General features: G+C 63.7%; 23 protein-coding genes and 1 other RNA gene. 16 read left to right on the top strand and 8 right to left on the bottom strand.

What is annotated here, in order from left to right; genetic code table 11:
- Positions 1-31: 31 nt before the first annotated feature.
- From soxB to B6V74_RS08795, 7 genes are all read right to left on the bottom strand, one after another.
- Positions 32-1,723, bottom strand: a complete 1,692-nt coding sequence (soxB, locus tag B6V74_RS08825) for a thiosulfohydrolase SoxB (RefSeq protein ID WP_088720165.1) — start codon at positions 1,721-1,723, stop codon at positions 32-34.
- Positions 1,724-1,878: 155 nt separating this feature from the next.
- The gene (gene soxA, locus B6V74_RS08820) at positions 1,879-2,739 is read right to left on the bottom strand and encodes a sulfur oxidation c-type cytochrome SoxA (protein WP_088720164.1); all 861 of its coding nucleotides are present in this window, start codon (positions 2,737-2,739) and stop codon (positions 1,879-1,881) included.
- Positions 2,740-2,853: 114 nt separating this feature from the next.
- Entirely contained in the window at positions 2,854-3,180 is a 327-nt protein-coding gene (soxZ, locus tag B6V74_RS08815; RefSeq protein WP_075775683.1) for a thiosulfate oxidation carrier complex protein SoxZ, read from the bottom strand.
- 28 nt (positions 3,181-3,208) lie between these two features.
- Positions 3,209-3,631: a thiosulfate oxidation carrier protein SoxY gene (soxY, locus tag B6V74_RS08810; RefSeq protein ID WP_075775684.1), complete on the bottom strand. Its 423-nt coding sequence runs from the start codon at positions 3,629-3,631 to the stop codon at positions 3,209-3,211.
- A 37-nt stretch (positions 3,632-3,668) separates the two neighbouring features.
- Positions 3,669-4,145: a sulfur oxidation c-type cytochrome SoxX gene (gene soxX / locus B6V74_RS08805; RefSeq protein WP_075775685.1), complete on the bottom strand. Its 477-nt coding sequence runs from the start codon at positions 4,143-4,145 to the stop codon at positions 3,669-3,671.
- 234 nt (positions 4,146-4,379) lie between these two features.
- Complete coding sequence (locus B6V74_RS08800) at positions 4,380-4,934, bottom strand: thioredoxin family protein (RefSeq protein ID WP_088722548.1); 555 nt, start codon at positions 4,932-4,934, stop codon at positions 4,380-4,382.
- Between the two features lie 25 nt (positions 4,935-4,959).
- The gene (locus B6V74_RS08795) at positions 4,960-5,697 is read right to left on the bottom strand and encodes a cytochrome c biogenesis protein CcdA (protein WP_240497078.1); all 738 of its coding nucleotides are present in this window, start codon (positions 5,695-5,697) and stop codon (positions 4,960-4,962) included.
- Between the two features lie 111 nt (positions 5,698-5,808).
- On the opposite strand from B6V74_RS08795, the gene B6V74_RS19135 reads away from it, so the two are divergent.
- The 12 genes from B6V74_RS19135 to B6V74_RS08735 all read left to right on the top strand — a co-directional run bounded on the left by B6V74_RS19135 (position 5,809) and on the right by B6V74_RS08735 (position 15,333).
- Positions 5,809-6,294 carry a hypothetical protein gene (locus tag B6V74_RS19135; RefSeq protein ID WP_240497077.1) on the top strand — a complete coding sequence of 162 codons (486 nt, stop codon included), beginning with the start codon at positions 5,809-5,811 and terminating at the stop codon, positions 6,292-6,294.
- Positions 6,295-6,506: 212 nt separating this feature from the next.
- Positions 6,507-6,815 carry a metalloregulator ArsR/SmtB family transcription factor gene (locus tag B6V74_RS08785; RefSeq protein ID WP_075775687.1) on the top strand — a complete coding sequence of 103 codons (309 nt, stop codon included), beginning with the start codon at positions 6,507-6,509 and terminating at the stop codon, positions 6,813-6,815.
- Between the two features lie 42 nt (positions 6,816-6,857).
- Positions 6,858-7,904 carry a YeeE/YedE family protein gene (locus tag B6V74_RS08780; protein ID WP_075775688.1) on the top strand — a complete coding sequence of 349 codons (1,047 nt, stop codon included), beginning with the start codon at positions 6,858-6,860 and terminating at the stop codon, positions 7,902-7,904.
- Between the two features lie 153 nt (positions 7,905-8,057).
- Positions 8,058-8,154: signal recognition particle sRNA small type (gene ffs / locus B6V74_RS08775), an RNA gene on the top strand.
- Positions 8,155-8,259: 105 nt separating this feature from the next.
- Positions 8,260-9,171, top strand: coding sequence for an MBL fold metallo-hydrolase (locus B6V74_RS08770; protein WP_088722547.1), 912 nt, complete (start codon positions 8,260-8,262; stop codon positions 9,169-9,171).
- A gap of 63 nt (positions 9,172-9,234) precedes the next feature.
- Entirely contained in the window at positions 9,235-10,965 is a 1,731-nt protein-coding gene (locus B6V74_RS08765; RefSeq protein WP_088722546.1) for a DNA polymerase III subunit gamma/tau, read from the top strand.
- Between the two features lie 128 nt (positions 10,966-11,093).
- Complete coding sequence (locus tag B6V74_RS08760) at positions 11,094-11,438, top strand: YbaB/EbfC family nucleoid-associated protein (RefSeq protein ID WP_075775691.1); 345 nt, start codon at positions 11,094-11,096, stop codon at positions 11,436-11,438.
- A gap of 4 nt (positions 11,439-11,442) precedes the next feature.
- Entirely contained in the window at positions 11,443-12,042 is a 600-nt protein-coding gene (gene recR / locus B6V74_RS08755; protein ID WP_088720153.1) for a recombination mediator RecR, read from the top strand.
- Positions 12,043-12,268: 226 nt separating this feature from the next.
- Positions 12,269-12,934 (top strand): glutathione S-transferase family protein, encoded by a 666-nt coding sequence (locus tag B6V74_RS08750; RefSeq protein ID WP_075775693.1) that lies wholly within the window; start codon positions 12,269-12,271, stop codon positions 12,932-12,934.
- Between the two features lie 81 nt (positions 12,935-13,015).
- Positions 13,016-14,056, top strand: coding sequence for a tRNA epoxyqueuosine(34) reductase QueG (gene queG, locus B6V74_RS08745; RefSeq protein WP_088722545.1), 1,041 nt, complete (start codon positions 13,016-13,018; stop codon positions 14,054-14,056).
- 46 nt (positions 14,057-14,102) lie between these two features.
- Entirely contained in the window at positions 14,103-15,044 is a 942-nt protein-coding gene (locus B6V74_RS08740) for a DMT family transporter (protein ID WP_088722643.1), read from the top strand.
- Between the two features lie 103 nt (positions 15,045-15,147).
- A complete protein-coding gene (locus B6V74_RS08735; RefSeq protein WP_075775695.1) occupies positions 15,148-15,333 on the top strand; it encodes a hypothetical protein in 186 nt (61 codons plus the stop codon).
- An 87-nt stretch (positions 15,334-15,420) separates the two neighbouring features.
- On the opposite strand, the gene B6V74_RS08730 is transcribed toward B6V74_RS08735, so the two are convergent.
- A complete protein-coding gene (locus B6V74_RS08730; protein WP_075775696.1) occupies positions 15,421-16,290 on the bottom strand; it encodes a branched-chain amino acid aminotransferase in 870 nt (289 codons plus the stop codon).
- A gap of 152 nt (positions 16,291-16,442) precedes the next feature.
- On the opposite strand from B6V74_RS08730, the gene B6V74_RS08725 reads away from it, so the two are divergent.
- From B6V74_RS08725 to petB, 4 genes are all read left to right on the top strand, one after another.
- Positions 16,443-16,940, top strand: a complete 498-nt coding sequence (locus B6V74_RS08725; protein ID WP_075775697.1) for a MarR family transcriptional regulator — start codon at positions 16,443-16,445, stop codon at positions 16,938-16,940.
- Positions 16,940-17,653 (top strand): response regulator transcription factor, encoded by a 714-nt coding sequence (locus tag B6V74_RS08720; protein WP_088720151.1) that lies wholly within the window; start codon positions 16,940-16,942, stop codon positions 17,651-17,653. Before B6V74_RS08725 ends, B6V74_RS08720 begins: the two co-directional genes overlap by 1 nt.
- A 370-nt stretch (positions 17,654-18,023) precedes the next feature.
- On the top strand, positions 18,024-18,584 hold the full coding sequence (petA, locus tag B6V74_RS08715) for a ubiquinol-cytochrome c reductase iron-sulfur subunit (protein WP_075775699.1): 561 nt from the start codon (positions 18,024-18,026) through the stop codon (positions 18,582-18,584).
- Between the two features lie 12 nt (positions 18,585-18,596).
- Positions 18,597-19,913: a cytochrome b gene (gene petB, locus B6V74_RS08710; RefSeq protein ID WP_075775700.1), complete on the top strand. Its 1,317-nt coding sequence runs from the start codon at positions 18,597-18,599 to the stop codon at positions 19,911-19,913.
- The last annotated feature ends 3 nt before the right edge of the window (positions 19,914-19,916 follow it).

The raw sequence follows: 19,916 nt of genomic DNA, 5'->3' as shown, positions 1-19,916 counted from the left end.
CGGGGCGTAATCATCGACGGGCGGGACCGGCTCAGATGCCGGTCACGACCACCGAGTCATTCGGTTTCAAGTCAACGGTTTTGATCTTGCGCAGGTGATCGGCGATCACGTCCCAGATCTGCGGCCCTTCGGTACCTTCGTTGACCGAGGCCCAGCCCGTCACGACATAGTTGCGTGCCGGGTCGATATCGGAGCCGTCCTTCAGCAGCGTCATGTTGGAAATCCGCTCGCCGATCGGCTTCGAAACGTCGATGTGGTAGCCCATGCCACCCACTCGAACCATGTCCCCGCCCTGCTGGTAGTAGGGGTCGGAGTTGAAGATGTTGTCGGCCACGTCCTCGAGGATGGTCTTGATCATCTCGCCCGACATTTCGGAGCGATAGTTCTCGCCATAGGTCATCGAAGTGGCGTTGAGCACGTCTTCCATGGTGATTTTCTGCCCGGGGATCAGCGACGGCCCCCAGCGCACGCCCGGGCTCATGGCGATCTCGGCGTCACGCTCTTCGAGCATCGCCTCGCAGATCAGGTCGTCCCAGGTGCCGTTGAAGTTGCCGCGGCGATAGAGCAGCGAGTTGGTCTCGCCCACGACTTCCTCGAGTTCGGCCTTGTAGGGCTCGCGATGGCCCATGATGACGTCGGTCATCTCCTTGTCGGGCTCGATCACGTCGGAGAAGATCGGGATCAGCTTGTGGCGGAAGCCCATCATCTTGCCGTCGCGCACGTCGAGATCGACGCGGGAGACGAATTTGCCGTTCGAGCCCGAGGCGATCAGGATCGTCTCGCCTACGAGGATCGGCTCCGGAACGGCGTCATGGGTGTGACCGGTGAGGATCACGTCGATGCCCTTCACGCGGCTCGCCATCTTGTGGTCCACGTCGAAGCCGTTATGCGACAGGCAGACGACCAGATCGACGCCCTTCGCACGAACCTCGTCGACCATCGCCTGCATACGCTCTTCGCGGATGCCGAAGGAGTAGTCAGGGAACATCCAGCCGGGGTTCGCGATCGGCATGTAGGGGAAGGCCTGACCGATGACCGCGATCTGCGTGCCGTTGCGCTCGAAGATCTTGTAGGGCTCGTAGGCGGGCTCGTCCCATTCGGCGTCGAAGATATTCGCACCGAGGAAGGGGAAGGGAAGGCCGTCGACGATCTCGTTCACCCGGTCCTGGCCATAGGTCCATTCCCAGTGCGAGGTCATCGCCTCGACGCCGAGCTTGTTCATGATGTCGACCATGTTCTGGCCCTTGGTCTTCAGCGCGACCATCGAACCGTGCCAGGTGTCGCCGCCATCGAGGATCAGCGCGTCGGGGCGTTCGGCCTTGATCGCCTTCACGACGGTCGCCACACGGTCCATCCCACCCATCTTGCCGTAGCTCTTGGCGAGATCGGTGAAGTTCTCGTAGGTCAGCGCATATGCGTCGGGCGTGTTCGGCTCGATGTTGAACATCTTGAGGAAATCCGCGCCGGTGACGTGCGGCGGACGTCCCTTCGCCTCACCCACGCCGAGGTTGATTTCCGGCTCGCGGAAATAGATCGGCATCGCTTGCGCGTGGATGTCGGTGATGTGGATCAGCGTGACATTGCCCAGCGGCTCGAACTGCAGGAGCTGGTCTTGGGTAATCGACTGCTGCGCCATGGCGCGCGACCAGCGCGACAGGCCCGAAGCACCGAGGATGGTCGAGGCGGCCAAGCTCGCCTGAAGAAATTCCCGCCGGGATATCATGCGATGTGTCTCCTTCTTCTCACCGGGCCAGTGCGCCCGGCGGTCGTTTCATTCGGGTAAATAGACAAACGAATTCAGACAGATATGAAATTTTGAATATGTTGAAACGAAACGCGCGGGACAGGGAGGCCCTGCCCCGCGCATCAATTCACAGGTCAGGGACGGACGCCGCCACCCTCGATGTCGAGACCCAGGCCGCGCGAAGCGACGTAGAGCTCGAGATTACGGAACTCGTCCGAACCGGGGCTGTAGGTTTCCGCGCGCGTGTCGCGGATGCAGCCCTTGAAGCGGTTGTGGATCGACACGACGCCCGCGTTCTTTAGACGGTAGGTCGGGAAGCCCTGGATCTGGCCTTGGCTAAGATGGTCAGCGCGGATGTAGTTGCCGTAGTTCTCTTCATGGCACGACGCGCAGGAAAGCTCGAGCTGGCCATAGCGGGTGTAGTACATCTCCTTGCCCTTCTCCCAGAAAGGCTTGGCCTCGCCGTCGATCTTGACCGCGACCGGCATGCCACGCGACTCGACCGCGATCGCGGTGGTCATGTTGTGCATCGGAGCGCTGTCCCAACCCCAGGCTTCGGCGCCCATGCGGTTGGTGCGGCAATCGTTGATGTAATCCTCGACCGACCACAGCTTGCCGGCTTCGTTCACCTTAGGCATCGAGGCGCGCACGCCCTTCATGCCTTCGCTGATGTCGCCGTGGCAATCCGCGCAGGATTTGCCCTCGGAGCCGTCGGCGGTCGACCAGGTTTCCTGGCCCTGCTCGGCAAAGATCATGATCGGGTTGTCGAAGTCGTCCTGTTCCATCGCGCGGGTCTCGTCCGTGCGGAAGAGCCAGCCGGAATAGACCTCGTCGAGATGCCCTTTGAGGTGATCGGCGGCGGGCGCCTTCACCGTGATCGGGGTGTCGCCGTTGATGACGAGCTCGTCATCCGCCATTTCGGCGTGCAGCGCCGCGGTGCTGAGCGCGAAGGCTGCAGTGGCGGCAAGGATGGTGCGGCTGGTGCGCAACGTCATATTCTGTGTCCTCCCTGGGTGTGCCCCGCGCCCATCGATCTCCCCAAACAGGCGCGGTTCTCTGTTCTTGGTGAGGCGGCGCGCTCCCTCACGCGCCGCTGGCCGTTCGGCCGATCAGCTCACTTCGATCTTCTGGCTGTCTTCGTAGGTCGAACCGTCATCATCGTACCAGGTGAACTTGAACTCACCCGATTCCGGGACTTTCGCCTCGAATTCGATGTAGGGATTCGTCGAGATCGCCGGCTCGAGGGTGACGTCGATGACGTTCTCGCCGTTGAAGTCGCAGGTGAAGCGATTGATGATCTCGCGCGGGATGACGTTGCCGTCCTTGTCCTTGCGCTGACCCGATTCCATCGGGTGCGAGATCAGGGTCTTGATGGTGATCGTGTCACCGGCCGAAGCTTTTTTCGGCACTTTTACGCGGGGTCTCACGCCTTTCATGGTCTTGTCTCCTCAGATACCGAAAAAATTAGCCGCCGCAGCCGCCGATGGTGACCTTCACGGTCGATTTCGCCTGGACGTAGCTGCCGTCGGCCATCTTGGCGACAGCGATGACGTCCTGGGTCTTCGAGAGGCGAATCCGGGTCGAGGCCATCTGCGAGCCGGCCAGCGGACCGAACTTGAAGGTCACGACGTCGGGCGTCGGGTTGCCGGGCGCGAAGACCGCGATCTCGGTTGCGCCGGGCGCATCGACGGAGATCGGAACGGTATTCCCGTTCTCGGCGATTTCCGGCGCGGTCAGGGTGACGCCGTCACCCATTGCGGCATCTGCGCCGCCGGTGAACTTGGCGATGGCGTCAGCACCGGCATCGGCCAGCGCGGGCAGCGGCAGCATGGAAGCGGCAACGCCGCCCATCGCCAGCGCCAGCGCGTCACGTCTGGTCATGGTCATGTTGTATCTTCTCCTCTCGGGTTTGTCGTTCAGAGGGTCACTCGTCCTTGAGGGTCATCAAGAAAGCGACCACATCCTCAACCTGTTGTGCATTCAAGATCGGCGGCAGATCGGCAGGCGCAGCCTTGCCGGTGTACCCGTCGCCGGGGCGAATGAAGGGACCGGTTTTGTACATCGCCGGCATTACCGTGCCTTCGAAGGTGTGCTTGGCGTCGACGACGATGCCGCGCAGCTGCGACTCGTCCCAACGATCGCCCGCGCCGTTCAGCTCCGGGCCGACATTACCTTGGAACGACGCGTCGAGCGCCGAGACCTTATGGCAGGCCACGCAGTTGCCCAGCGACTTGGTCGCCGCGACTTCTGCGCCCTTTGCGGGATCGCCCGGCTGACCGGTCAGCGACTCGGTCACCGCGCCCACATCGGTGAATTTGACATCCATCGGCGCGGTTTCTGCGATCGCGGCGCTGGCTGCGAAGGTGGCGGCCATTGCGGCCCACGCAACGTGGCGTTTCATAGAAGTCCTCCCAAATTCTCTCCCTGACTCACTTTTAAGCGAGCGCGTCACAGCGGCGCAATGGATAAATTCAAAAATCCGCATATTTTCCAATATGTTCTCCGGAACATATCGGCGTATACCGCAGCATACCCAAGATTTCTTAAGCGAAATCAGAAACATTCGCGGGCGCAGCACGAATGCTGCGCCCGCGAGCACGAGATCACGACTCTGTCAGATTCGCGAAACTCGCGATCACTTCGCCATAACTTTGTCGGCAACGTACTTCTGAAAATTCACGCCACTCTCGTAGCCGTGAGTCTTTACCCACTCGAGCAAGGCCATCGTCGTACCCTTGCCGAAAGCGCCCGGCATCTGTGCAACGGCCTGCTTGTTGGCAGGCTGATCGGAGGCCTCTTCGGGGAAGAACATCATGGTCGGCGTGAACATCACGCCCCACTTCATCGCCATCTCTTTTTCGGGCAGAGCCTCGCCGTCGAAATCGGTCACTTCAACATCGCCGAACAGGTTCATCTGCACGACATAGTAGTTGTCGGTGATGTATTGCGCGATTTTGGCATCGGAGAAAACCTCCTCGTGCATCTTCTTGCAGTAGAGGCAGCCCCGCTGCTCCCAGATGACCATGAAGCGCTTGCCCTCGTCATTGGCCGTCGCAAGATCGTCCGACATGTCCTTGAACGTGTCATGGAACCACGGCTCCTTGTGCAGCCCGTCATCGCCCATCTCGGCGGCGTGACCCGGCAGGGCCAGCATCGCCGCGGTGAAAGCGGCAGTCAGAAAATGACGCATGATCGTCCTCCCTTGAAACAGATCCTCAGCCAAGACTCCCGCTCGGCATGACGTCGATCAGAAACTCACCAATGTAGCGCAGCCCCCCGGTCACGATGAGAACCGCGAACAGGATCAGCATAACCCCCATCGCCTTCTCGACATAGCCGAGCTTGGCGCGGTGCTTTGCCATGAGCGCGAGGAAGGGCCGCGTGAAGAAGGCCGCTATGATGAAGGGCAAGGTCATCCCGATCCCGTAGGCAAAGAGCAGCAGCCCGCCCTTGGAGATCTCTCCCATGCCCGACGCCACCATAAGGATGGCGGCGAGCGCCGGGCCCACACAGGGCGTCCAGCCGAAGCCGAAGGCGAGCCCCATCACGTAGGCGCCAAGGAAGGTCGTCGGATCGGTCTTCGCCTCCATCCGGGCCTCGCGATAGAGGAATGGGATCCGGATCACGCCGAGGAAATGCAGACCGAAGACGAGAAGGATCGCGGCTGCCGCCCAGCTCAGCGGTCCCATCCATTCGCGGAACGCGGCCCCGAGCGCAGTGGCTCCCATCCCCATCAGCACGAAGATCGTGGTCACGCCCAACGCGAAAGCGACCGAAGAGGCGACCATCCGCGCCTGCGCACCGGGGGCGATCTTGCCGTCACCGCGCAGCTCCGACATCGACAGCCCGGCCATGTAGGACAGGTAGAACGGCACCATCGGCAAGATGCACGGCGTCAGAAAAGACAGCAGGCCGGCAAAAAACGCCCCGCCATAGGTAATATCGATCGGCACTGTTTCCTCCCTCGTGACGCGCCCTAGCCTATATGGCCTCGGTCTCCCAACCGTCCTTGAAGGGGCCCGCCAAACACATTACGATCTTTATATGTAAAAAGGGGTCCGTCAATGTTCCGCATTGTTTGGCATACGATTTCCATGGCTGCGGCGCTGGCGATTTCGCTGAGCGCGACGGGCCACGCCACATGGGCCGACGCCACGGGGGCCGACGCCACGTCGCAATCCGCCGAGACGACGACCGATGCCGGCTCCGCGACCGAAGAAGCCAAGGCCGAGAGCGAGTTTCGCCTCCTGATGGTCGAGCAGGTCGGCTGCGTCTATTGCCGCATGTGGAACAACGACCTCGCGCCGATCTACCCCAAAACCCCCGAGGGCAAGACCGCGCCCCTGCAGCGGGTCGATCTGCACAAGCCCTTCCCTGACGACATCACGATCACCGGGGGCAAACCGCTCTTCACACCGACCTTCATCCTGCTGCAGGACGGGGTCGAAGTCGCCCGCATCGAAGGCTATGCGAGCGAGGACTTCTTCTGGGGGCTGCTGGATCAGGCCCTGAAAAAGAATGGCGCGGACTATCAGCCCCCCTCAAACTGAGGTTTGATGTGCGTGCTTTTGGCCCGCCCCGTGCGGGTTTTTGTTCTCTCGGGCTTTGTTCCGGCGAATCGTCATGCTAAAGCCTGAAACATTCGATTAATACGGTCGCGCTGCGCGCGGCTCCAAGGAAGGACGATGCGGTGCGGCATCTGGTGCCTGACGGTCATGCCGAAAAGCTTGCCTCTGCCACGGCCGAGTCGAGATGTGCCCGCATGGATGCAGAAGAGCTACTCGATCGCGCACAAGACGCCTCCAACCTCATGAAGGCGCTCGCCCATGAGGGACGGCTGATGATCCTGTGCCATCTCAGTTCGGGCGAGAAATCGGTGACCGAGCTGGAAAACCTGCTGGAATCGCGCCAGGCCGCGGTCAGCCAGCAATTGGCGCGGCTGCGTCTCGAGGGACTCGTCAGCGCGCGCCGCGAAGGCAAGGCGATCTACTACACGCTCTCGGACCCGCGCGCGCGCCGCCTTGTCGAAACGATTTACGATATGTTCTGCGCCACCGACGGAACGCGGTGAGCCATGAGACCGGACGCTGAGTGATCCGGGGGGAGAAGGGCAATGGAACAGATTCCGATGGGCGCCATGGCGGCCCTGGTCGGGGCGCTCGGCGGTATGATTCTCGGCCTCGCCGCGCGCCTGGGCGATTTCTGCACCCTCGGCGCACTGGAAAGCGCCGCCTATGGCGATGACCAGAGGCGTCTGCGCCTTTGGGGCGTGGTGCTGGGTGTCGCGATCTCCGGCGCCTTCCTAGCCGAGGCTCTCGGTTATGCCGACATCACCCACAGCTTCTATCAAACGATCAAGTGGTCGCCCTTGGCCTCGATCGTGGGCGGGCTGGTCTTCGGCTACGGCATGGCGCTCGCCGGAAATTGCGGCTTCGGGGCGCTGGTGCGTTTCGGCGGCGGCGACCTGCGCGCGATGGTGATCGTCGTCGTGATGGGGATTTTCGCCTTCGTGACGCTGTCCGGCCCCCTCGCGCATCTGCGCCTGCTGATCTTCGACCAGCAGGCCGCCACCTCCCCTCAAGGCATCGCGCATTGGCTCTCGGCGCGGACCGGGCTGCCGCCGCTGACCTTCGCCCTGCCCGTCGCCGCAGGCTTCCTCGCATGGGCGCTGAGCTATCAGCCGCTGCGCGCAGACAAACGCAGGCTCGCCTGGGGCGTGGCTGCGGGCCTTGCCGTGGTCTGGTGCTTCGTCGGCACCTCCTACCTCTTCAGAGAGAGCATGGGCGCGACCGGCGTCGAGGCGCCCTCCTTCACCGCCCCGCTTGGGCGCACGATCCTGTATTTCATGACCTCCACCGCGGGAGGGCTCACCTTCTCCGTCGGGCTCGTCGCGGGCGTTCTCGGCGGGGCCTTCCTCGGCTCGGCCATTCGCGGCCTCTTCAAATGGGAAGCCTGCGAAGATCCGCGCGAACTGGGCCGTCAGGTCAGCGGCGCCGCCCTGATGGGCATCGGCGGCACGATCGCCGTCGGATGCTCCATCGGCCAGGGGGTAAGCGCGATGGCCGTGCTCGCCTTCTCCGCGCCCGTCACGCTGGCCTCCATCGTGATCGGCGGGTTGATCGGCCTGCGCCAGTTGATCCACGGCTTCCAGCCCGAATAGGCCGGAGCCGCACGTCCCCCTCCCGTTTTTGGCTTGGCCGAAATATCCCGGGGGTGAGGCGCGGACGCGTCGAGGGGGCAGCGCCCCCTCTCCCCGCGAAGTCTTGCCGCACAACGCTTGCGAATCTGATCCGGGTTTCCTATATCGCCCCTCGAGAGGTTGGCGCGGGCGAGCGCCTCGCCAACCCGGTCAGGTCCGGAAGGAAGCAGCCGCAACGAGCCCCGCTTGGGTCGCTGTCCAGCCTCTCACCCCCCTCCTCCTCCACGAAACGCACCAAACTTGTCGGCGCGTCACCATGCCCGATTGTGGGCTGATGTCGCCGCGTTAAGCTTCCCGTCAAAGGGGAGGTTTCACCATGTTTCGTTTTGCTCTGGCCGCTCTGGCCATTCTGCCTGTGCCGCTCTTTGCCGGGACGCTTACCGCCGTCGAAGTCGCACCGGACACCTATGCGATCGAGGGTCCCTTCGGGCAGCGCGATGCCGAGAACCTCGGCAATAACGCGACCTTCGGGCTGATCGTCACGGATGAGGGCGCGGTGCTGGTGGATGCGGGCGGCACCTACAAGGGGGCGGCGGCGCTCGACGAGGTGATCGGCACGCTGACCGATCAGCCGGTGAAATATGTGATCGACACCGGTGGGCAGGATCACCGCTGGCTCGGCAATGGCTACTGGAAAGAGCATGGGGCCGAGATCATCACCTCGACGGATGCGCTCGCCGACCAGAAGGCCCGCGCCTCGCTGGAACTGACGATGCTCGACGCGCTGGTCGGCAAGGACGCGCTCGCCGGCACGGAGCCGGTCTACGCGGACACCACCTTCGAAGAACGCTACACGCTCACCCTCGGCGGGCGCGAGATCGAGATCACCCATCCCGGCCCGGCCCACACCCCCGGCGACAGCTTCGTCTGGCTGCCTGCGGAAAAAGTGATGTTCACCGGCGATATCGTCTTCGTGGGCCGCATCCTCGGCGTGCTCGACATGTCGTCCTCGAAAGGCTGGGTCGAAGCCTTCGAGGCGATGGCCGCCTATGAGCCCACCCATGTCGTTCCCGGCCACGGCCCCGCCACCGATCTCGCGACGGCGACTCGCGACACCTATGATTACCTGACCAATCTGCGCAGCCGGATGGCCGATTATATCGATGACGGCGGCGACATCATCGGCTCGGTCGACGTGGACCAGTCGCAATTCGAATATCTCGAGGACTTCGACACGCTCGCCAAACGCAACGCGCAGGCGGTATTCAGCCAGATGGAGTGGGAATGAGCCGGGTGGACGTCGACGCCCGGGGGGCCTAGTCTGGCGGCTGCTTATGATACCGGAGCTTCGATGACCGACACCCAATATCAGGTTCTCGCCCGCAAGTACCGCCCCGAGACCTTTGCCGATCTGATCGGACAAGCACCGATGGTGCGCACGCTCAAGAACGCCTTCGCGGCCGACCGGATCGCGCAGGCCTTCATCATGACCGGGATTCGCGGCACCGGGAAAACCACCACGGCGCGGATCATCGCCAAAGGGCTGAACTGCATCGGCCCCGACGGCAACGGCACCCCCACGACCGATCCCTGCGGCGTGTGCGAACATTGCCGCGCGATCATGGAGGGCCGCCATGTCGACGTGATGGAGATGGACGCCGCCTCGCGCACCGGTGTGGGCGACATCCGCGAGATCATCGAGAGCGTGCATTACCGGGCGGCCTCGGCGCGCTACAAAGTCTATATCATCGATGAGGTTCACATGCTGTCGACGAGCGCGTTCAACGCGCTCCTGAAGACGCTCGAGGAACCGCCCGCCCATGTGAAGTTCATCTTTGCCACCACCGAGATCCGAAAGGTGCCCGTCACCGTGCTCTCGCGCTGCCAGCGCTTCGACTTGCGCCGGATCGAGCCCGAGGAGATGATCGCGCTGCTGCGCCGGATCGCCGATGCGGAAGGTGCCGAGATCGCCGATGACGCGCTCGCGCTGATCACCCGCGCCGCCGAAGGCTCCGCGCGGGATGCGACCTCGCTGCTCGATCAGGCGATCGCGCATGGCGCAGGCGAGACCACGGCGGAACAGGTCCGCGCGATGCTGGGTCTGGCCGACCGGGCCCGCGTCCTCGATCTCTTCGACATGATCCTGCACGGTCAGGCCGCCGAGGCGCTGACCGAGCTTGCCGCGCAATATGCCGACGGCGCAGATCCGATGGCGATCATGCGCGATCTGGCCGAGATCACCCATTGGGTCTCCGTCATCAAGGTCACACCTGAAGCCGCCGAAGACCCGACCGTTCCGCCCGAGGAACGCAATCGCGGTCAGGAGATGGCGGCCGCGCTTCCGATGCGTGTGCTGTCGCGGCTCTGGCAGATGCTGCTCAAGGCGCTCGAAGAAGTCGCAGGCGCGCCCAATGCGATGATGGCCACCGAAATGGCCGTGATCCGCATGACCCATGTGGCTGACCTGCCCGACCCGGAAACGCTGATCAAGAAGATCCAGCAAGGCAACACCCAGACCCAAGCGGCAGGCCGGGGCCCCAAGCCTTCGACCGGGCCGGTGCATGGCGCGACGCTGCGCGCCCGGCGTGCCGGTGGCGGCGCTGTTGCCGCCGCCGCCCCTACCCAACAACACGATCCGATGGCCGACGCGCTTGCCCGTTTCGCCAGTTTCGACGACGTGGTCGACCTGATCGCCCGGATGCGCGACATGACCCTGCTGCTGGAGGTCGAGAGCAACCTGCGCCTCGTGAATTACCGCCCCGGCCGGATCGAGTTCGAACCGACCCCACAGGCCTCGCGCGACCTCGCCGCGACGCTTTCGGCAAGGCTGCAGGGCTGGACCGGCGCACGCTGGGGCGTCTCGGTCGTCTCCGAAGGCGGCGCGCCGACCATAGCCGAGGTGAAGGCGGAAGAGCTCGCGAAGGCCGAGGCCGAGGCGATGAAGAACCCGCTGGTCGCAGAGATTTTCGCCCGCTTCCCCGGCGCGAAGATCGAAATCCTGCCCGAGGAAGACACCACCGCGATCGAGGCCGAGGCCCTGGCCGAGGTCGAAGACGAATGGGATCCCTTCGAGGAAGGCTGAGCCGCGCCGGGGGCGGTCCCGCGCGATCGCACGCGCCGTCCCTGCCGCGCCGTTTTCCCAGCTTGTCCCTTGTTCCTCCGCGCAGCGATGCGTATCTCTCACTCAAGCCAAACGTGACGGAGAAAGCGATGTTCAAGGGATTGGGCGCCATGGGCGACATGGCCAAGATGATGAAGGCCGCCAAGGAAATGCAGGAGAAGATGGGTCAGCTCCAGGAAGAGCTCAAATCCATCGTCGTCACCGGCGAGGCCGGGGCCGGTCTCGTACAGGCCCGCGCCACCGCGAAGGGCGAATTGACCGGGCTCTCCATCGATCCCTCGATCCTGCAGGCGTCCGAGAAGGAAGTCGTCGAAGACCTGATCCTCGCTGCGATCAAGGACACGCAGGAAAAGGCAAAGTTCCGCGAGCAGGAAGAGCAGAAACGCCTTCTGCGCGAATTGGGCCTGCCCGAGAACATGGACCTACCGGTCTGATCCTATGAGCGGCGCGCGCGACGATATAGAGGCGCTGATCGCCCTTATGGCGCGGCTGCCGGGGCTTGGCCCCCGCTCCGCCCGGCGTGCGGTGCTGCATCTGATCTCGAAACGCGCGCAGCTGATGGGCCCCTTGGCCGAGGCGATGGCCGGGGTCGCCCGCAGCGCGCGCGAATGCCAGCGCTGCGGCAATATCTCCACCGCGCCGATCTGCGACATCTGCGAAGACCCGAAACGCGCCACCGGCGAGATCTGCGTGATCGAGGATGTGGCCGATCTCTGGGCGATGGAGCGCGGCCACGCCTTCAAGGGCCGCTATCACGTCCTTGGCGGCACGCTCTCCGCGCTCGATGCGATCGGCCCGGAAGACCTTCGCATCCCCGACCTGCTCGAACGCGCCACAGAGGAAGGCATCACCGAGGTGATCCTCGCCCTCAACGCCACCGTCGAGGGTCAGACGACCGCCCATTACATCGCCGAGGCGCTCGAAGGGCGCGGCATCGCGGTCACCAGCCTCGCCCAGGGCGTGCCGATCGGGGGCGAGCTGGACTATCTCGACGACGGCACGATCCAAGCGGCGCTGCGCGCGCGTAAAAGTTTCTGACGCCCCCCCCTACCCGCCCCGAAACCGAAGTCCAAACCGATATCCCAGCGCTGAGCGCTCCTTTCGGCTTGGGAAAAATATCCCCGCCGGAGGCATCCGCCCCATGCGGCCCGCGCGCCCTCCCGGCAAGGGAGCGCCCATCGGCGGGCTCGTCGCCATTGAACCCGCCCGCGCCCGCCGTTATCACTTCCCCAAATCCCCAACGAGAATTGCGAGCGTCGCCCCGATGATCCGCCTCTACCATGTCGCCCTCTCCCCGTTCTGCCGCAAGGTCCGCCTCACGCTCGCCGAGAAGAAGCTGGAGGTGGAACTGGTCGAGGAACGATACTGGGAGCAGCAGGCCGATTTCCTCCGTCGCAACCCGGCGGGCAAGGTGCCGGTGCTGAAAATGGACGGCATGATGATGGCCGAGAGTCAGGCGATCTGCGAATATATCGACGAGACGCATGCTGACGCGCCACTGATGCCGCGCGATCCCGCCGCACGCTACGAGGTGCGCCGCCTGTGCTCGTGGTTCGACGACAAGTTCAACACCGAAGTCACGCAGCGGATCATGGGCGAGCGGGTCTGGAAGAAGGTCCGCAAGGAAGGATATCCGGATAGCAAGACGGTCAAGGCGGGCCTGTCCGCGATCAAGTATCACCTCGATTACATGGGCTGGCTGCTGGAGCAGCGGCGCTGGCTTGCTGGCGACGTGATGACGCTTGCGGATTTCTCTGCGGCCGCGCATCTGAGCTGCCTCGATTATATCTCCGACGTGGACTGGAACCGACAAGAGGCCGTGAAGGACTGGTATGCGAAGATCAAGTCGCGCCCGGCCTTCCGCTCGCTTCTCGCCGATCAGCTGCCCGGCATGCCGCCCGCACCGCAATATGCGGAGTTGGATTTCTGAGGGCTTCGCGCGCGCCGAGGGGGCTCTGCCCCCGCCGGCCTGCGGCGCGGCACCCCGGGATATTTGCACCAAGGCGAAGCCATGAATGCGGAGTTGAAAGCGCGGTTGATCGAGACGGCCCTTGCCGAGGGTTTCTCGAAGGCGCGCATCACCACGCCGGACGCGATCCCGCAGGCGGCCGAGCGGCTCGCCGCCTTTGTGGGTGCGGGCATGCACGGCCAGATGGGCTGGATGGAAGAGCGCATGGGCTGGCGCGGCGATCCGGCGGCGCTGTGGTCCGAGGCACGCTCGGTCGTGATGCTGGCCGAGACCTACACGCCCGATTACGACCCGCTGGACCTGCTGGAGGCGCGCGATCGCGGGGTGATCTCTGCCTATGCGCAAGGCAAGGATTACCATGATCTGGTGAAGAAGAGGCTCAAGCGCGTCGGGCGCTGGTTGCTCGATCAGGCACCAGAGGGCGCGGAGATCAAGGTCTTCGTCGACACCGCCCCGGTGATGGAAAAGCCCTTGGGCGAGGCGTCGGGTCTCGGCTGGCAGGGCAAGCACACCAATCTTCTCGCGCGCGATCTGGGCAGCTGGTTCTTCCTCGGCGCGATCTTCACCACGGTGGAGCTGCCGCCCGACGTGCCGGAGATCAGCCATTGCGGGTCCTGCACGGCCTGTCTCGACATCTGCCCGACCGAGGCTTTTCCCGCGCCCTACCAGCTCGACGCACGGCGCTGCATCTCCTATCTGACGATCGAGCATAAGGGCCCGATCGACGAAGAGCTGCGCGCCAAGATGGGCAATCGCATCTATGGCTGCGACGATTGTCTGGCCGTCTGCCCATGGAACAAGTTCGCCGCAGAGGCGCGGGAGGCGCGCTATCACGGCGGCGTCGGCGCGCCGCCCCTGGCAGAACTGGCCGCACTCGACGATGCCGGGTTCCGGGCGCGGTTCTCGGGCTCGCCGATCAAGCGGATCGGGCGCGACCGTTTCCTGCGCAACGTGCTTTACGCGATCGGAAATTCCGGCGATCCGGCGCTGGCCGAGGCCGCGCGCCCGCACCTGAGCGATCCCGATCCGGTGGTGGCCGAGGCCGCGCGATGGGCTCTTGATCGGCTCGAGCGCGTCGCATGACGAAACCGATTGCCCCGGTCCCGTCGCGGCCTATCTCATCGCGGTCATGATGCCCGTCACCACCCAGACCCCTCGCCCGCTCCTTGGAATCGCGCTGAAGCTCGGCACGGTTACGGGTTTCGTCATCATGCAGGCACTGATCAAATCGGTCTCCGACCGGGTACCACCGGGCGAGGCAGTGTTCTTCCGCTCTTTCTTCGGCATTGTGCCGATCCTGCTCTGGCTGCTGTGGCGCGGTGAGTTGCAGGGCGGATTGCGGGTGGAGAAACCGATCAACCATGTCCTGCGCGGGGTGGTGGGAACCACCGCGATGGCGCTGAGTTTCGCAGCGCTCGCCTTCCTGCCGCTGCCCGAGGCGACCGCTCTGGGCTATGCGGCACCGCTGCTGACGGTCGTCTTCGCGGCGCTCTTGCTGGGCGAGACGGTGCGAATCTTCCGCTTCTCGGCGGTCGGGCTGGGGATGGTCGGTGTTCTAATCGTGCTGTGGCCCCGGCTGGGCGGCAGCGGACCCGAAGGCGGGGCGGAGGCGCTTGGCGCGGGGCTGGCGCTTGCGGGGGCCACCTGCGCGGCGCTGGCGCAGATCCAGATCCGCCGCATGGTCGGCTCCGAGCGCACCTCGGCGATCGTGTTCTGGTTCTCCTGCACCGCCTCGGTGCTCTCACTGGCCTCGCTGCCCTTCGGCTGGGTGATGCCGACAGCGTGGGAAGCGACACTCCTGATCCTCGCGGGGCTGATCGGCGGCACCGGGCAGATCATGCTGACCTCGGCCTATCGCTTCGCCGATGCCTCGCTGGTGGCCCCCTTCGATTACGCCTCGATGCTGCTGGCGCTGGTGATCGGCTATACGGTCTTCTCGGAAGTGCCGAGCCATGCCACCTTGGCGGGGGCTGCGCTGATCATCGTCGCTGGCATCGCGATCATTCTGCGCGAGCACTGGCTTGGGCTGGAGCGCAAGCGCGCGCGCAAGGCCGCGACGCCGCAGGGCTGAGCGCCGATCCGCCCGCGACAAAAAATCTCCTGTCATTGAAACACGACTCGGTCGAACCGTGTTATACTTAAGGGATCAGAGGCGATGACGAGAGGAGGAAGACATGTCCCGTCACATCATCGACCGCGCCGAACTCAAGGCCGAAGGGCCGCGCGTGAAGCGGTTTCTCGAACTGCAGCGGCGCGAAGGTATCCACCCGGCAATCAAGGAGCTCAGCAAGCGTGGGCGGCCGGATAACGGCGCGCGCATGAAACAGTTCCTGCGTATCGAACGGAACGAAGTCACCTGACCGTCCTGTCAGCGCTCGAGAGCATCGAAAACGCGAAAGGGCGTGCCGTCAAGCACGCCCTTCTGTTTTCTCAAAGCGTTACGTGGATTAGGTGCGCACGAGCTTTTCGTAGGTTTCTGCGATGTCGCGGGTCAGCGCGCCGACCTCGAAGTTGAACTCGCGGATCTGGCTGACCGGGGTCACCTCGGCGGCGGTTCCGGTGAGCCAGCACTGCTCGAACTCGGCCAGTTCAGTCGGCTCGATCAGGCGCTCGTGCACCTTGATACCCTTCTCTTCCAGCAGCCCGATCACCGTACGCCGCGTGATCCCGTTGAGGAAGACGTCAGCCTTGGGCGTGTGCACCTCGCCGTCCTTCACGAAGAAGATGTTCGCGCCGGTCGCCTCGGCGACGTAGCCACGCCAATCCATGAACAGCGCATCCGAGAAGCCGCGATCTTCGGCGGCGTGCTTCGACATGGTGCAGATCATGTAGAGACCGGCCGCCTTGGCCTCGGCCGGGATCGTGCGCGGGTCGGGGCGACGCCATTTCGCGATGTCGAGCTTGGCGCCCTTCATCTTCGCATCCCCGTAATAGTTGCCCCATTCCCAGCCGGCGATCGCCAGACGCACGGGGTTCTTGCGCGCCGAGACGCCCATATCCTCGCCCGCGCCACGCCATGCGACCGCGCGCACATAGGCGTCGGTCCAGCCATTGGCCTTCAGCATGTCGTATTTCGCCTTCTCGATCTCTTCGACCGAATAGGGGATTTCCATATCGAGCAGCTGCGCCGACTTCCGCAGGCGGGCGGAATGCTCTTCGCCTTTGAAAATCTTGCCGTTGTAGCAACGTTCGCCTTCAAAGACGGAGGACGCGTAATGCAGCGCGTGGGTCAGGATGTGGACATTGGCGTCGCGCCAATCCACAAGCTGTCCATCCATCCAGATCTTGCCGTCACGATCCTCATACGAGCCCGACATCTTACTCTCCTTGCAGCCACGCCAATTTACGATTATTGCGCAACCTACGTCCGAAGTGGACATTTTCTTGCGCGAAAACTGCTTTGCGGTAACAGTTGAGTCTTGGAAAGTCAACAAGGCTGACATAAAGTCACGCAAAAGAGAGGGACGATATGGCAGATAGCGGCAGCCCCGGGGGCGAGACACTTCTTTTCCTGACGGACGAGCAATTGCGCAAGGGCATCGAAGCGATGTTCTTCGCCTATCGCGCCTTTACCGCCGACCCTGACCGACTGCTCGAAGAATACGGCTACGGACGCGCGCATCACCGCGCGCTGCATTTCATCAACCGCCAGCCGGGGCTGACGGTGACGACGCTGCTCGCAGTTCTGGGCGTAACCAAGCAATCACTCAACCGGGTGCTGCGCACGCTGATCGAGGACGGGCTGGTGGAAAGCCGCGTCGGTACCCGCGACAAGCGCGAGCGGCGATTGCATCTGACGGCCGAGGGCGAGACGCTGGAACGCGCACTGTCCGAGGCGCAGCGGGGGCGAATGCGCTCTGCCTATCGCGCCGCGGGGCCGCAGGCGGTGGCGGGTTTCCGGCAGGTGCTCGAGGCGATGATGGGCCCCGATCTGCACAAGCTCTATCAAATGATGAAAGACGACTGATGCCCTACTCGGCCGAACCTCATCTGCTTATCGTCGACGATGACGAACGCATCCGGACGCTGCTGAAAAGCTTTTTGCAGCGACACGGCTTTCTCGTCACTGCGGCGCGCGACGCGGGCCATGCGCGCTCGTTGCTGGCGGGGCTGGAGTTCAATCTGATCGTGATGGATGTGATGATGCCGGGCGAAGACGGGCTCAGCCTGACCCGTGACCTGCGCGGCAGATCGGTAAGCACGCCGATCCTGCTGCTGACCGCACGGGGCGAGACGCGCGAGCGGATCGAGGGGCTCGAAGCCGGCGCCGACGACTATCTCGCAAAGCCGTTCGAGCCGAAGGAACTGCTGCTGCGGATCAACGCGATCCTGCGCCGGGTTCCGCAGGAAACCGAGAGCGGCCCGAAATACCTCTCGCTGGGGCCGCTGAAATACGATCAGGACCGGGGCGAGCTGTGGGATGGCGACACGCCGGTGAAGCTGACCGCGACAGAGGTGCAGTTGATGCGCATCTTCGCGACTCATGCGGGCGACGTGGTCAGCCGCACGGAATTGATCGAGGAACTGGGCCGCGAGCGGGGCAATGGCGAAGAAGGCGGCGGCGACCGGGCGGTCGACGTGCAGATCACACGCCTGCGCCGCAAGATAGAGCGCGACCCGCGCGAACCCCGCTACCTGCAGACGGTGCGCGGTCTGGGCTACATGCTCGCGCCCGACTGAGCGGAGGCGAACACTACATCTTGATTGCGCCTCGCAGTGGCATGGCAGGCGGCGGTTCTGGTCAGTTCACGCTAAAGCATGTGAAACTTTTCCATGTTCAAAACGCCACGAATCGCTTTTCCTCAATCGGGAGCGGCATTTGTGCATTGAACTTGCCGGGCGGCCCCTTCCCCGGCACGCACGGCCATTGACCCGGGGTGATCTGTTGCAAGAGCGACATTTAACTGCCCCTCAGCACAAATTCAGTTGATTGTGTTCTGGACTGACAAATTCGTGATTGGTATGAGAGCGGCCATGTTTGGCGGCACCGCGCGACGTGCCCCGGCACGTCACTATCGGCCCCCTCGCGGGCCCGGGAAGGAGAGACAACGTGTCCCACGCAGATAATAACGCAGGCACCCGGAGGGATTTCCTCTACTACGCCACCGCCGGCACCGGCGCGGTGGTGACCGGCGCGGCCGTCTGGCCGCTGGTGAACCAGATGAATGCATCGGCCGACGTCAAGGCGCTCTCGTCGATCTTCGTCGACGTTTCCGGCGTCGAGCTCGGCACGCAGCTCACGGTGAAATGGCGCGGCAAGCCGGTCTTCATCCGCCGCCGCACCGAAGAGGAAATTCAATACGCCCGTGAGGTTCCGCTGTCCGAACTGGTCGACACCTCGGCCGAGAACGCGAACAAGCCGGGCGCCGAGGCGACCGACCAGAACCGCACCCTCGACGAGGCAGGCGAATGGCTGGTGATGATCGGCGTGTGCACCCACCTGGGCTGCGTGCCGATCGGCAACGAGTCGGGCGATTACCACGGCTGGTTCTGCCCCTGCCACGGGTCGCATTACGACTCCGCCGGCCGGATCCGCAAAGGTCCTGCCCCGCGCAACCTGAACATCCCGGTGGCCCAGTTCACCGATGACACCACGATCAAACTGGGCTGAGGAGGCAGTTAGATGTCGGGCATTCCCCACGACCATTACGAGCCCAAGACGGGCTTCGAAAAGTGGACGCACAAGCGTCTTCCCATCATCGGGCTGATCTACGACACGATCATGATCCCCACCCCCAAGAACCTGAACTGGTGGTGGATCTGGGGCATCGTGCTGGCGTTCTGCCTCGTGCTGCAGATCGTCACCGGCATCGTTCTGGTGATGCATTACACCCCGCATGTCGACCTGGCCTTCGCCTCGGTCGAGCACATCATGCGCGACGTGAATGGCGGCTACATGCTGCGCTACATCCACGCGAACGGCGCCTCGCTGTTCTTCCTCGCCGTCTATATCCACATTTTCCGCGGCCTTTATTACGGCTCCTACAAGGCGCCCCGCGAGATCACCTGGATCATCGGCATGATCATCTATCTGTGCATGATGGGCACGGCGTTCATGGGTTACGTTCTGCCCTGGGGCCAGATGTCCTTCTGGGGCGCGACGGTGATCACTGGCCTGTTCGGCGCGATCCCGGGCATCGGCGAGTCGATCCAGGCATGGCTGCTCGGCGGCCCGGCGGTGGACAACGCGACGCTGAACCGCTTCTTCTCGCTGCACTACCTGCTGCCCTTCGTGATCGCAGCCCTGGTGATCGTGCATATCTGGGCCTTCCACACCACGGGCAACAACAACCCGACGGGCGTTCCGGTCCGCACCGGCTCGAAAGCGGAAGCGGAGAAGGACACCCTGCCCTTCTGGCCCTATTTCGTGATCAAGGACCTGTTCGCGCTCGCCGTGATCCTGCTGGTCTTCTCGGCTGTCGTGGGCTTCATGCCGAACTACCTCGGCCACCCCGACAACTACATCGAGGCGAACCCGCTGGCGACGCCCGCACACATCGTGCCCGAATGGTACTTCCTGCCGTTCTACGCGATCCTGCGCGCCTTCACCTCGGACGTCTGGGCCGTGATGTTCGTCAACTGGATCACCTTCGGTATCGTCGACGCCAAGTTCTTCGGCGTGCTCGCGATGTTCGGCGCGATCCTCGTGATGGCGCTGGCCCCGTGGCTCGACACCTCGAAAGTGCGTTCGGGCTCGTACCGCCCGATGTTCAAATGGTGGTTCTGGCTTCTGGCGATCGACTTCATGGTGCTGATGTGGGTGGGCGCGATGCCGACCGACGGGATTTATCCCTACATCTCGCTGATCGGCGCGACCTACTGGTTCGTCTATTTCCTCGTGATCCTGCCGCTCTTGGGCCTGATCGAGAAGCCGCAAGCGATGCCGGCGACGATCGAGGAAGACTTCAACCACCACTACAATATCAAACCGGCTGAATGAGTA

This window comes from Thioclava sp. F42-5 (assembly GCF_002213195.1).
GTDB classification, from domain to species: Bacteria; Pseudomonadota; Alphaproteobacteria; order Rhodobacterales; family Rhodobacteraceae; genus Thioclava; species Thioclava nitratireducens.
Note: the sequence above shows the minus strand (reverse complement) of the source record. Positions and strands in the feature narration are given on the sequence as shown.